Source organism: Paraburkholderia lacunae (genome assembly GCF_003353175.1).
Taxonomy (GTDB): Bacteria; Pseudomonadota; Gammaproteobacteria; order Burkholderiales; family Burkholderiaceae; genus Paraburkholderia; species Paraburkholderia lacunae.
In genome coordinates, this window is the sequence record NZ_QHKS01000007.1 from 142250 (window position 1) to 156104 (window position 13855).

Annotated in this window: 9 protein-coding genes; 3 read left to right on the forward strand and 6 right to left on the reverse strand. The window is 61.5% G+C overall.

All coding sequences use genetic code 11. From position 1 onward, the window contains the following. Positions 1-439: 439 nt before the first annotated feature. From DLM46_RS12495 to DLM46_RS12505, 3 genes are read left to right on the forward strand one after another with little or no spacing between them, the layout of a single operon-like run. Positions 440-1042, forward strand: coding sequence for a DUF1326 domain-containing protein (locus DLM46_RS12495; protein ID WP_115101083.1), 603 nt, complete (start codon positions 440-442; stop codon positions 1040-1042). Continuing rightward, complete coding sequence (locus DLM46_RS12500) at positions 1039-1854, forward strand: DUF2182 domain-containing protein (RefSeq protein WP_115101084.1); 816 nt, start codon at positions 1039-1041, stop codon at positions 1852-1854. Before DLM46_RS12495 ends, DLM46_RS12500 begins: the two co-directional genes overlap by 4 nt. Then, positions 1847-2722 carry a DMT family transporter gene (locus tag DLM46_RS12505; RefSeq protein ID WP_115101085.1) on the forward strand — a complete coding sequence of 292 codons (876 nt, stop codon included), beginning with the start codon at positions 1847-1849 and terminating at the stop codon, positions 2720-2722. The genes DLM46_RS12500 and DLM46_RS12505 overlap by 8 nt, the downstream gene beginning before the upstream one ends. A gap of 27 nt (positions 2723-2749) precedes the next feature. On the opposite strand, the gene DLM46_RS12510 is transcribed toward DLM46_RS12505, so the two are convergent. From DLM46_RS12510 to DLM46_RS12540, 6 genes are all read right to left on the reverse strand, one after another. Next, positions 2750-4069: an Nramp family divalent metal transporter gene (locus DLM46_RS12510; protein WP_115101086.1), complete on the reverse strand. Its 1320-nt coding sequence runs from the start codon at positions 4067-4069 to the stop codon at positions 2750-2752. 403 nt (positions 4070-4472) lie between these two features. After that, positions 4473-7943: a sensor domain-containing protein gene (locus tag DLM46_RS12520; RefSeq protein WP_208866267.1), complete on the reverse strand. Its 3471-nt coding sequence runs from the start codon at positions 7941-7943 to the stop codon at positions 4473-4475. A gap of 391 nt (positions 7944-8334) precedes the next feature. Further along, positions 8335-8631: an H-NS histone family protein gene (locus DLM46_RS12525; protein ID WP_115101087.1), complete on the reverse strand. Its 297-nt coding sequence runs from the start codon at positions 8629-8631 to the stop codon at positions 8335-8337. A gap of 114 nt (positions 8632-8745) precedes the next feature. Further along, a complete protein-coding gene (locus tag DLM46_RS12530) occupies positions 8746-10647 on the reverse strand; it encodes a putative bifunctional diguanylate cyclase/phosphodiesterase (protein ID WP_208866268.1) in 1902 nt (633 codons plus the stop codon). Continuing rightward, positions 10644-11174 (reverse strand): YfiR family protein, encoded by a 531-nt coding sequence (locus DLM46_RS12535; RefSeq protein ID WP_115101088.1) that lies wholly within the window; start codon positions 11172-11174, stop codon positions 10644-10646. Before DLM46_RS12535 ends, DLM46_RS12530 begins: the two co-directional genes overlap by 4 nt. A 1-nt stretch (position 11175) precedes the next feature. Further along, entirely contained in the window at positions 11176-13083 is a 1908-nt protein-coding gene (locus tag DLM46_RS12540) for a TonB-dependent receptor plug domain-containing protein (protein ID WP_482811933.1), read from the reverse strand. Positions 13084-13855: the final 772 nt, after the last annotated feature.

Consider the following 13855-nt stretch of genomic DNA (forward strand, 5'->3'; position numbering starts at 1 on the left):
CGCCGCGTGATGCACCCGCAGCAAGGCAGCCTCACAGACGAAGCGGGTCGAATGCCCGAATGTCGCGATGCACCATCGGATGGGCAGCCGCGCGGCCTCGGCCGGGTTTCCCCGCTGCGTGTGTTCCGGCTCCGCGCACGCCTGCAGATCGAGGCGTAGACATCCACTTCGATTTGCAGCGATGCGGTGACGCCTGTTGAATGGACTTCCGCCGCACAAGAGACGCAGCCTAAGGTCTGACATAAGAAACCCTCCGAGGCGTGTCCTGCTTGTGTCCCGCTTGATAGATGGGCGGGATTAACTATGCTTTCAATAATGATTGCCCGACGAAGACCTGCCGTGCAGAAAAAACATATCGTTTCTGGGAAATCGACGTGTGCACCGTCGCCGTGAATCACTGTCACAAGCCGGTGTTCGCGTATCTTCAACGGAGGTCCGTATGAGCTATCACCTGGAAGGTCGTCTGCTCGAAGTTTGCAACTGCAGGGTCCTATGCCCCTGCTGGATCGGCGAGGATCCTGACAACGGCACCTGCGACACCATCGTCGCGTGGCACATGGACAAGGGAACGATCGAAGGTGTCGATGTGAGCGGCACTACCATCGCAGCCGTCGCTCATGTACCCGGCAACATCCTTGAAGGCAACTGGACTGCGGCGATCTTCGTCGACGATCAGGCCTCCAAGGCGCAGGAAGAGGCACTGCTGAAGGTGTACACCGGGCAGGCCGGCGGACCCGTCGCCGAACTCGCCAAGCTCATCGGCCAGGTCGTGTCGGTGGAGCGGGCGCCGATCCGCTTCACCGTAGTCGAAGGCAAGGGCGAACTCGAGATCGGCAAGGACTACTACGCCGAACTGGAGCCCTATCTCGGCGCGACCGGCGGCCAGACGACCCTCTCCGATACCGTATTCTCGACGGTGCCCGGGGCTCCGGTGTTTGTCGGCAAGGCCCCGACCTATCGATCCAGAAACGCCGCCCTCGGCATCGACCTCGACATCAAGAATCACAACGCCCTGCAGAGCATCTTCGTCTTTGACGCATGAATCCGACACGAGGCGCGCCGCCGTCCAGCGCGTCGCGCCACTATCACGTGTTCCTACCGGTCCTGACCGTGCTGATAGCGCTCGCGTGGCTGACCTTGTGGGCATGGGCGCGCAGCCCGTACGGACGCTATCTCGAGCACGGTGACTGGACAGCGTCAGGACCCGCGGCGTTTCTGTGTCATGTCGTTCCCGCCGGCGATGTGATCGTGCCCGTGGTGCTCTACGCGGCCGCATGGATACTCATGACCGCGGCCATGATGCTGCCCACCACCTTGCCGTTGTTCAATATCTTCGACCGGTTGACGGCCGGGCGCCCGGATCATGGGCGCCTGCTGATGCTGCTCGTGCTCGGCTACATGACGGTGTGGGGCGCCTTCGGGCTCCTCGCGCATGCACTTCACAGTACGGTGCTGTCGCTGCTCGCGAGCGCACCCACATTGGCCTGGCATGGCTGGCTGATCGGCGCCGCGACCATTGCGTTGGCCGGCGCATTTCAGTTCAGCAGGCTCAAGTACCAGTGCCTCGAAAAATGCCGCACGCCCTTGAGTTTCGTGATCGAGCACTGGCGTGGGCAAGCGCAGGCCCGGCAAGCGTTCGCGCTGGGCATGCAGCACGGCCTGTTCTGCGTCGGATGCTGCTGGGCGCTGATGCTGCTGATGTTCGCACTCGGCACCGGCAGCCTCGGCTGGATGCTGCTGCTTGCGGCCGTGATGGCGATCGAAAAGAACGTTCGCTGGGGCCGACGTCTCGGCAAGCCGCTCGGTGTCGCGCTGCTGTCCTGGGCAATCGTCCTGGTGGCGACCCATGCATGAAGCGCGCAGCGGCTTGCCCACCTTGCAGACGATCGCCCTCACCGGGGCGGCGATGCTCGCCTTCGCGGGCAATTCACTGTTGTGCCGGCTCGCCTTGCAGCAACGAGGCATCGATCCGGCCAGCTTCGCCAGCATCAGGCTGATTTCCGGAGCGATTGCGCTTGCCGTCATCGTGCGCTTCCGGTCGGAACGATCGTCGCCCCGCCACGCCGACTGGCGCGCTGCGGCGATGCTGTTCGCGTATGTCGCGTTCTTCTCCTTCGCATATCTAACCTTGCCGGCGGGCACCGGCGCATTGATCCTGTTCGGCGCGGTTCAATTGACGATGTTGGGCGGCGGTCTGCGCTCGGGTGAGATGTTCGGATCCGTTGCATGGCTGGGTCTCGCTCTGGCGGTCGCGGGGCTCGTCTACCTGGTGTCGCCGGGTGTCGCCGCGCCTGCGCCGCTCGGTGCTGCGCTGATGGCGACCGCCGGCGTGGCGTGGGGGGTGTACTCGCTGCGCGGCCGCGCCGTGGCCGATCCGCTGGCGGCCACGGCAGGCAACTTCGCACGGGCGGCGCCGCTCGCCCTGGTAGTGAGTCTGCTGTTCGTCGCCAACGCTCATGCGAACGCGGCCGGCGTCGGCCTGGCCATTGCCTCCGGTGCACTCACGTCCGGCATCGGGTATGTCATCTGGTATGCCGCGCTCGGCAAGCTTTCCGCCATGCGAGCCGCCACCGTACAGCTGTCGGTGCCGCTCATCGCTGCATTTGGCGGCGTGGCGTTCCTGTCGGAAGCGATCACTGCGCGACTGGCTGCCGCCTCCGCGGCGATCCTCGGCGGCATCGCGATGGTGCTGTTCAGCAGGTCGCAAAGGCAGCGCCCGTAGCGTCCTGCTGCGGACACACCGCCGGTCTCAGCGCGGCAAGCCGGGAATGTCGACGCCGAACGTTTGCAGCACCAGCACGACGTTGAACGCTAAAACAGTCAGCGCCGCCAGCGTCGCGATCACCGCGATGAACGGGCGATTCGTGTATGCGCCCATCACATCCCTGTGGCAGGTGAACCATAGCAACGCTGTCATCGGCAGCGGCAACGCAAGACTCAACACGACCTGACTGATGACGAGCGCATGGGTCGCATTGACCCCAAGCGCCACCACGACGAAACTCGGCACCATCGTGACGGCCCGGCGCAGCCATAGCGGAATTCGAAAGCCCACGAACCCTTGCATGATCATCTGACCCGCCATCGTGCCGACGACGGAACTGGATACGCCCGAAGCGATCAGGGACAACAGAAAGATGCCTGCCGCCCCAATGCCCAATAGCGGCGCCAGCGTGTGATAGGCCGTTTCGATCTCCGCAACCTCCGGATGCCCCTGGTGAAATGCACCCGCGGCCATGATGACCATCGCCATATTGATGAGCCCGGCAATGGTCAGCGCGATAACGACTTCGATATTCGAGAATTTCAGCAACGTTGCCCGCTCGCGCTCTGTCCTGGCGGGCGCTCGCCTTTGCGTCAGCCCCGAATGCAGGAAGAGCGCGTGCGGCATCACGGTCGCACCCACGATACCGACGGAAATCGTCAGCGCACCCGCGTCGGGCAATTGAGGGGAAAAGGTATGGACGAATACAGCCGGCCACGCAACCGGGGTAATGAACAGCTCGGCAAGGTAGGACAGGCCAATGATGCCTACGAGTGCGCCAATCGCCAGTTCAAGGGGACGAAAACCCGCGCTCTCGAACAACAGCAGGCCGTAGGTCACCACGGCCGTGACCATCATGCCGACCAGCAACGGCATGTGAAACAGTAATGACAGCCCGATAGCACCGCCGAGAAATTCGGCCAGGTCGGTTGCCATGGCGGCGATTTCGCTGACGCCCCACATCAGCAGCACGGCAGGTTTGGGGAAACGTTCGCGGCACAGTTCCGCAAGGTTGCGCCCTGTGGCGATACCGAGTTTCGCCGACAGCGCCTGAAACAGCATCGCCACGAGGTTCGCCAGCAGCACCACCCACAGCAGCGCGTAACCGTAGCGGGCGCCCGCCTGAATGTTCGTCGCGAAGTTGCCCGGATCCATATAGGCAACGGAGACGACGACGGCCGGTCCAGCAAACGGCAGCAGCATCAGCGCGCCACGGCGGCGACCTTCCAATACCTCTCTCGCCGCAAGCGTGGTGCGCTCGGTACTCGTCGCAGGTCTGGCCGCCTTACGAACGCGCTCGTCCAAGCTCGTCACTCCTTGCTCACGCCAATGACAGACGTGCCCGATTCACCGGGCAGGCGTGACGATCAGGCCATCAAGCAGGCCGTCAAGCAGGCCGTCGCGCCCCGGATTGCATCGAGGGTATTTCGCCACAGCGGAGTCACCGCTGTGCCCACATCGGTCATAAGAAGAAATGTACCGCAGAGCGTGATTGTCCACCTTAAGGCGAACTTGAGCAGGCGAGCCGATGACATCGCACTGAGGCGCCGAACCGTCAACGCAACGGCATGGAATCGGGGAACGGTCCCCATATCCATGGTTGTCTCCTGCTAGCGATGGCCGTCCGTTCAATGCGGGCAGCGGCTGCTTTTTAAACCGGTCCGCGATGCAAGGACCGGTTGTGGCGCCGTTATTTCACGCAGTTATTTCAATTTTGGCCGAGACATTCGGCGCCGGCGTCGAGCGCCGGTCCAGCAGTGGGATCGATCGTCTCCGGTTTTCTGGCGATCAGATACCGTGGCATCGGGGTCATCTCACGCTTCGGCAACGGTTTGCTATACAGGTACCCCTGCGCGACCTGACAACCGTTCGCCTGCAGGAAAGCCGCCTGCTCAGCCGTCTCGACGCCTTCCGCAACGACTTGCTGTCCCAGGCACTGCGCAATAAGCAGAATGGCCTTGACGAGTTCCGCATGACGCTGGTCCGTCGTCACCTTCTGGACGAACGATCGGTCGATCTTCAGCGTGTCGATGGGAAATCGGGCCAGGTAGCTTAGCGCGGAGTAGCCGGTGCCGAAATCGTCGACGGCGATGGAAAGCCCCATGGATTTGAGCGCTGAAAGTGTGCTCAGTATCGAGCCGTCCTCCTCCAGCAGTACGCTCTCCGTAATTTCGAGTTCCAGCCACTCGGCGCGACAACCGGTATCGGCGAGAATCTCTTCCACCATCGAGGCCAGGTTCCCAAACTGAAACTGATTGGCCGACAGGTTAACCGCCACCTTATGGAGCGCTGCGCCCTCCACGTTCCATTCGGCAGCCGTGCGGCAAGCGTCGCGCAACACCCACTCGCCCAGATCGGCAATCAGGCCGGTTTCCTCGGCAATCGGAATGAACTGACCGGGCGGAACGAGGCCAACGCCGGGGCGTGTCCACCTCAGTAAGGCTTCCGAGCCGATCACCTCATTATCACCGAGCGACACCTTGGGCTGGTAGTGCAATTCGAGTTCACCGCGCTCGATCGCGTGGCGAAGTTCCGACTCCAGCAGCAGGTGCGCCGTGGCATCGACGGTCAGGTCTTTCGAGTAGAAGCGGAAGCCGCGACGGCCGGAGCGTTTGGCGGAGTACATCGCCGAGTCCGCGTATTTCATCAGGTCGTCAGCATCGACACTGTCGAGCGGATACACCGCAACGCCGATGCTGCACGAGACGAACACCTCTTTCCCGTTCAGCATGAAGCGCTCGTCAAACCTGCTGAGGATCGTCCTCGAGATATCTTCCAGGATGGAATGGGCGCACAGGTCCGGCAGCAGAATGGCGAACTCGTCGCCTCCGAAACGGGCCACGGTATCGCAGAGGCGCACGCAGGTGCTCAGGCGGCTGGCCGCCTCGCGCAGCAATTCGTCGCCCACTGCGTGCCCCATGGTGTCGTTGATGCCCTTGAAACGATCCATGTCGATCATCATCACGCAGGCCTGCTGACCACGCGCGGCACCATCGGCGATCATCCGCCTCAAACGTTCGTTGAACAGGATACGGTTCGGTAACGCGGTGAGCGGATCGTAGTAGGCCAACTGATGAATTTGCCGGCGCGAGACGTGCAATTCGGAAATGTCGCGCCCCACTGCCAGGACATGTTCAACCGTGCCGTGCGCGCCGGGTTCCGGGGCCAGTTTGATCAGATGGCAATGTTCCGCGCCGTCCTTCTCTGTCCAGTTCAACTCGAATTCGCTAGCTTTTCCGCTCGCGAATACTTCCCCCAGCTTTTGCTCGTAAAGAAGGGTATTCGGTCCGCCCGGACATTCGGACGGTTTCTTGCCAACCAGCGCGGCGGCTCCACCCTCGATGAGCGCCGCGAAAGTCGGATTGACGTACACGCGCCTGAACCCTTTGTCGTAGCGTGCGATCGTGTCAGGCGAATGCTCGACCAGGGTCCGGAATTCCCGCTCGCGACTGGCGAGCATTTCCTCGATACGTTTGCGCTCCGTGATGTCGCGCTCGACACCGAGCACCCCGACTACGTTGCCATCGGCGTCGAATAGCGGCACCTTGCGCTTCTCGGCCAACGCACGTTCACTGGCACCCTGATAGGTGACCCATTCCTCGTTGATGCAGATACGTCGCGCCTCGATGGCAGCCCTGTCTTTCTCTCGATTGAACTCGGCCTCTTCCGCGTTGAAGAGGTCGTAATCCGTTTTTCCGATGATGTCGGACTCCCGTCTGCCAATCATCCGCTCGAATGCATGGTTGCAGGACAGATACACACCGTCGGTATCTTTCAGCCACACCATGTCAGGAATGGTTTGCAGCACGCTGAGCAGGCGAACACGCGCCGTGTCGAGCGCCTGTTCCGCGTGCGCGCGGGCAGTGACATCGCGCGACAGCGCAAGGAACGTGTCGGTCGCCGGCGTTTCGCCCGGTTTCTTCGCCAGCGAATGCTCGAACCACCGGCGACTGCCATCCGGCAGGTCGAAAGGAATCGTGTGGCCGTAGGTCACCCCTTGCCGGTCGGCTGCCCTGATAGCCTGCATCGAGGCGCTCGCCTGCTGCGCAGGCAACACTTCGCCGACCGTCCTGCCTAGCAGCGTTGTCGCAGGGCTTGCGAGCAAGTCCGGGTTTTTGGCCCAGACATTCAGGTATCTGCCATCGCGGTCCAGTTCGAACAGAAGATCGGGAATGGCCGCGATGATCCCTTCGGCGAAATCGAGCGCACGCTTGAGATCCTGTTCGGCCCGCCGCCGCTCGGTGATGTCGAGCCCGATGGCCAGCACTGACGCGACGACGCCCGCTTCATCGCGTTCGGCGACCATGTGAATGAGGTGGATGCCCTGCTGCCCATCCTCCATCGTGAAGCGCAATTCCAGTTGACCTTCCTCTCCCGTACGGGCTGTCTCCAGAATTGCGCCTTCGTAGTCCGCAAACCGCCCGTCGGGATAGAGCTGCGTTGGCGTCGTCCCGGCTACCTCATCGAATCCGCGACCGAACAAGGCTTCCAGCCCGGGATTCAGGTAGACGAACTCTGCACGGGTAGTATGACGCGCAAGATAGTTCGGCAGATTCTCGGCAAGGCTCCGGAACTGGCGTTCGCTTGCCGCCAGTGCATCTTCCGTCTGCGCCTGGCGGGTCACGTCGCGACCGATTCCGAGCACGCTGACGATCTGCCCTTCTGCATCTCTCTCCGGAATGAGGCTGACTTCGTGCACCCGCGCTTCGCCCTTCTCGTCGCGAACCGTCTGGCGCACGAACGGCTGTGCTTCACCCGTCGCGACGACCCGGGCGATAGCCGCAACCACGTGGTCGTGCGACGCTGGAATCCGTGTGCCGATCACCTCTGCCGCCGGCCTGCGCAACGTCCGCTCATGAGTCGGGTTGATGTAGAGATAGTGGCCGAGGCAATCCCAGCGCGCGATATTGTCGGGCAGATTCTCAGCGAGGGAGCGGAACTGGCGCTCGCTGGCCGCGAGCGTTTCACGCATCCCGCTGTGACGGCCGATATCGACGGCGACTTCTGCGGCAACCTCGGCGCTCAGATCCCGCAGAAGGCGTGAAAGCGCGTGCAGACGCGTTCCGGTACTGTCTTTCGGAACATCTTGCGTCGATGCCTGGAGTTCCGCCCCGATGGCGTCGATTTCCTTCGCGATATTCAGGAACTGTTCAGTCCGCTGCTCGATATCGAATGTCACCGAAGCCCCCAAAATTCAATGTGCATATCTGTTTTTACCGCGCCGAATCGGCGGGGCCCGCAACCGCGGTGAGCCCAAGGCAAGGGCGCCGACTGCAAGCCATCCGTGCGCCGCGCGTCTCCAAGCGCTCGAAATGTGCCCCACCCTGTCCAGCACTGAATACGACGCCAGACCGCGATCAGGAATGACAACAGGACGAACAACCCGTCATAGCCGCCAGCGTACATCGGTGTTCTCGAGAGCTGGTGTACTTTCAATAAAGCATGCTTATGTCCAACTCCGGAGCGGGCGTGACATCTCGATAGCGCGGGTGAACGACATGTCGAGAGGGCCCTTCGCGTCGGCACGCCGCCACTCCCGTCGATCAGGCCTTCCAGGCGTCCAGCATGGTTTAACCCTTGATAAGAAACCGGCCACGATCCTTGCTCTTGAGCCAGGCGGGTGTCCGGCCGCGTCCAGACCATGTCTGGCCCGTTTTCGGATCTCGATACTTCGGCGCTGCAACTGGCTTTGCGGTTTTGGCGGGACGGCCACGCCTGGGCGGGAAAATGTCTTTCTCCGTCAGGCCGTATTCCGATACCCTCGCTCGAATTTCCGCAATAACGGCTTGTAGTTCGACCGCTCGCGCAGCTTCAGCTTTCTGGGTGAGCCGTTCGATCTGCTCTCGAAGCGCTTTGTAAGTTGACATGGTGCATTCCCATTCAGGTTAGAAGTAGAGAAACGACAGGTTGGCGCGGACGTGTTCAGGAGCGTCCGAATCTCAGGTAGGCGAGGATCGCGAATGCAATAAAAACGGCAGTAGTCATTCGATCCTGCAATCGGTTGCGGCAGCAGATCCATCAGCCTTCCGGACTACCTGTACGATTTCCGCGAAAGATATCGGACGGCCGGTCAGAAACCCCTGGACGATATCGCACCCGGCATCGCGTAACCAGGCAAGTTGCGCCGGGTACTCGACGCCTTCGGCAACGACCGTGAGACCAAAGCTGTGCGCCATTGAAATAATCGCGGTCACAATGGGCTGTCCCGCTTGCGGCAGCGCCTTCACGAAGCTTCGGTCGATCTTGAGCTGACTGAGCGGAAACGACTGCAGGTAGGACAGCGAAGAGTAACCCGTGCCAAAGTCGTCGATCGACAAGCGTATCCCTTCAGCGCGCAACTGCTTCATCACATTCACCGCAACGGCCATGTTGGCCATCAGCAGGCTCTCGGTGAGTTCGAGTTCGAGCAGATCCGCCGGCAGCGCATGCTCGTTCAGTGCGTCGAGCACGTCACGTTGAAATCGGGGCTCGCGAAGCTGCCGTGCGGATACGTTCACCGACACGCCGACCGGATTGCGTGCCTCTGTGTTCCAGCGCACAGCATCCCGACAGGCGCGCCGCATCACCCATTGTCCCAAGGCGAGGATGAGTTCGCTGTTCTCCGCAATCGGGACGAATTCCATCGGCGCAATGTTGCCGTCGGTTGGATGAGTCCACCGCACAAGGGCTTCCGCGCCGACCAGCCGCCCTGTCTGGCAATCATATTGAGGCTGATAGGCCAATTCGAGCGCGTCCTGTTCAATGGCGTCCCTCAGTTCACGTTCGAGCCGGGCACGCCGCTGCGCATCCGTCGTCATCTGCGGCATGAACTCCACAGCGACATTCTTCCCGCTGCTTTTCGCGGCGTACAAGGCGATGTCCGCGCTGCTGACGAGCGAAGCGACGTCCGCTGCGTCGCCGGGGAACTGGCTGAATCCCACGCTCGCGGTCACCCGAACCTCGGCACCATGCAGGTCGAACGACCGGGCCAGCACGGTCGTGATGCGCTCGGCGGTATGGCGGCTTCCATGGCGGTCGGCATCGTCGACGGCGAGCACCGCGAATTCGTCGCCGCCAATGCGGCTGACGACATCCGTGGAGCGAACGGCGGCGCGCAGCGCGCCTGCCACGGAACGCAGCAATTCGTCGCCTGCGCCATGACCCAGCGTGTCGTTGACGATCTTGAAGTTGTCCAGGTCGATCAGGATCAGCGCCAAACGCTCGTTGCACCCAGGCCGCAGCCGTGCGGCCAGCGCCTCGTAAAACGCGCGGCGGTTCGGCAGATCCGTCAGGGGGTCCGTGTTCGCGAGGTAGGCGAGTTCCTGCTCGGCCGCGAAGACACGCGCTTTCATGCGCGACGTGACGACGGACGATACCCAGAGCGCGCCTGCACAAGCTGCGATCAGAAAGCCGGCATAGCGCCCAAGCTCCTGAACCATCCCTTCGGTACTGGCAACGAGCACGACTGTGCCCAACGTCTCGCCGTCGTGAATGACCGGCGTTGCAACGAAGACATCGCTCAGCGTGAAGTGATCGCGCACCATGGCCCTGCTGAGCGTCCCTTCATTGGCCTCATCCTCCGATATGCCTGCTCTGGCATACCGCGCATGCTGGGTTCCCTTCGGATTGAACACCACGACGCTCTCTACGTAGGGCACGTTGGCAAGCGGCCGGAGTATTTCGGTCGTGGCCTGAACGTCATGAAACATCAGCGACGCGGTGATATTGGCCGACACCATGGCCGCCTGCAGGCGGGCGTCGGCAGTGAGCGCGGATCGCAGCGACAGCGCCTGGTAGGCAAGCAACCCGGCACTGGAGATCAGCAACGCGATGGCAATACCGACAATATTGACGCGCCCGATAGCGCGCGTCAGATTGGGTGCAGCTTCTTCGCGCGCGGTCACAAGACGTTCCTTGCAAGACGGAGCAGCTTGGAACTGAGCGTCAGATGCCGGTGCAGCGCCTGCTGGTTTTCGATGTCGAAGCGAAGATGATTGTCTTCAGTGAAGAGGCGGATGATGGCCGTATGGTCGCCGGTATCGAAATCGCTAACGACAAGAACCGGTTGATCCGACGCGAGAACTTCCTTCACCGCACTGGGAATGGGAGCGCCGCTTTCCAGTACGACGACATTGCATCTGCATTGACCGCTCCTCGTCGGCAATGGGACGACGGACCACAACCGGCCGCCCTTATTTCGCCCGTCAAGTTTGGCCAGCGCGGCACCCAGTTCGGTGTCCCGGTTTGCGCACACGACAAGTGCGGCGTCGGACAGACTTCCCAACGGCCATGTCGTGAACTCGGTGAAGTTGAAGATATACGCGGCCTTCAATGCGGACACGTCCACCTGCGCGTACGCCGACAGGATGATCAGCGCCGAGATCAAGAAGGCCAGGATGCTGGTAACGCGGCGGGAACGGGGGAACCGCATGTCAGAACCCGTACACCATCTTGACGAGAAACTCCCGGCTCTGCTGGACGATGACGTCCTGCACAAAGCCCGGGCCGGCCGGGTCCGTGTAGCGCGCGTTGGCCACGTTGTAGACGGAGAACGACAGATCCGCGTGTCTGATCAGGCGTGAGCTGGCTACCGTCACATTACCGAGGCAGTAGCCGGCCGCGTGTCCCTGATTCGCGAACCGGCTGGAAACACAGCGGATCTCGGTGCCAATGCGCGCGGCATTGGCGTAGACAGGCATCACAACGTTCAGCTTGAACAGGTTGCGCGGCGAGTTTTGCAGGATGGCGCCGGAGCTGCTGTCGCGAGCGATCTGCCATGAATAGCTGGCGCGGATCCGCGCGCCGCCGGCAAATTTCTGCTCATAGCTCAGTTCGGCGCCATCCGCGTTCGCACGGTTCAGGTTCTCGAAAATGTACAGACCCGACGATGGGTCACGCGTCTCCGAGATCAGGTCGCGGATGTCGTAGTGGAAGAGCGAAAGCGTCGCCCTGCCCGACGCGCCGATTTCACGTTCGTAGATGAATTCGTTGGTGGTGATGTGCTCGGCCTTGAGCGACGGGTTAGCCAGCTGCCCGCCGACGCCCGCGACCGCGTAGTAGAGCTCGTAGGCGTTAGGCGCGCGGTAGGCCAGGCCATAGACGAACTTGAAGGTGTCCCGCGGGCTAGCCTTATAGGCAAGCGCCAAGCGGGGGCTGATGTTGCCGCCGGCGACGGTCTCCTTGTCATAGCGTAGCCCGGCGTTAAGCGAAAAATTTGCCGGTAACTGCAGTTCGTCTTCGGCGTACACGCCCTCCCGATTGCTGCTGTGCCTGTCGTCGAGATTGACCGCATAGGGATCGACGTTGTAGTTGTACTGGTCGCGCTCGGCATCGCGTGTGTAGTCCATTCCGAAGACCATCCTGTTCCCCGGAATAGAGGTGATGGTGGCATGCACGTCGCCTCCGTACCAGAGCGCGTGATCGCCGTCGATATTTTCCACCGGACCGGGCGCATAAAGGCTCGGGGTGCGGTAGTCATAGCGTCCCCAGTAGACTGCTGCGGCGAGCTGCAAGCCGTCGCTTACCGCGTGATGGAACGAACCATTAATGAAGCTGTGCGTGTCCGTGGTGTTAGAAGGCGAATTGAACAGCGCGCCATAGGGCGCATTCGGCACGCCCTTGGTGCGGTTGCCGTAGCCCATGCTCAGGCCGAAATCCCCATCAGCAAATTTGGCAAGAAAGCTCTGCGCGCGATCGTAGTCCAAACCTTGCGCGACGCCGTTGTTCTGATCCGGTGTGTCGAATTCCGGGTAGTACAGATCCTGTCCACGCCGCTCGTACGCACTCGCGGAGAGCACCAGATCGGCGCCGTTACTGCCATGCCAGCCGTAGCTTGCCCGCGCGCGCTTCTCGCCGAAGCTGCCTGCGGCGACGGCCACCTCGGCGCCTCTGAGCGACTCGCCGGTCCTCGTGATCACATTCACGATGCCAAACAGCGCGTTCGAACCGTACACGGCAGAACCCGGGCCCGGAACGTATTCGATGCGCTCGACCAGGTCCATGTCCACCGGGAAATCCGTGCCGATCGGCGCCTGGTCGTAGACGGTGTCGTTCAGCCGCACGCCATCGACCAGAAGCAGAAAGCGGCTGTTGTAGTCGCCCGGACGCTGGAAGCCGCGCCCGCCGAGATACGCATAGTCACGGTCGTAGCTGACGTAAAGCCCCGGCAAAGACGCCAATGCATCAGCTAATGTTCTCCATTCGAAATCCTTGATGTCTTTGGCCGTCAGCACGAAGACAGCGGCAGGCGCATCGGAGATCGGTTGCGTGAGCCGCGTTGCCGTACTCACCGTTTCCTGCATCAACACCTCGAGCGGCAAGGTTGCCAGGTCGGTGTCCACGCTCCTTCCGCTGTCAGTATCCTGATGGGGGCCGGTGGTCGGCGGCGCGTCAGCGGACCATCCCGGCGCGCAGACACTGGCCAGCAGCGCAAAGCTAGCAATTCGCAGAAAAGGCAGAACTATGCGCGAACGCTCACACCAACCAGACATTTCGGGAAGTCTTATTCAATGCTCTTGTGTAAAGGGACGCGTCTTCTGATCTTTTATCGACCTGGCGGTAGCGATCTTTAGTCACGCACGTGCTGCCGCTTTGGGCAAGCGCTGCGGTAGCGGGAACGACATTTTTTCTGGCGAAAATGCAAGCAGCCTTGCTGCTTACACGCATATCGACAACGAGCGAAGATTGCTGAAGAGAAATCGTCGTAAGGTCTGTCTGGATTTTTTGTAAGGCTATCCTTAGCAACTTGACGAAAAGCGGCGGATGGCCTTGCCGGATACGACGTTAGCCGACCTATCCAATGTGTCTGGGTTGCGCGACGAGGTGCTGCAGTTCGCGGGGCGGGATGGTTTTTTCAGCAGGCCATCCCAGTGATTCGTTTGATGAAGCGGAAAACGAAGCGAGTTCAGCAAGACCCATTTCGAACGTCGGTCGACGCAGGCACAAAACACTCATAGACAGCGCGAATGACGTGCATCGCGCCCCGCACGGCACGCCTTCGCGCCTTACGCCATGTGCCTTCGAGCGGATCGCCCTGGGAAAAGCCTTAGCTGTCCAGGTGAATGCAGCAATGTGTGCGCAGGCCTTACGCATATGTTTCGGAAATTTGATTGC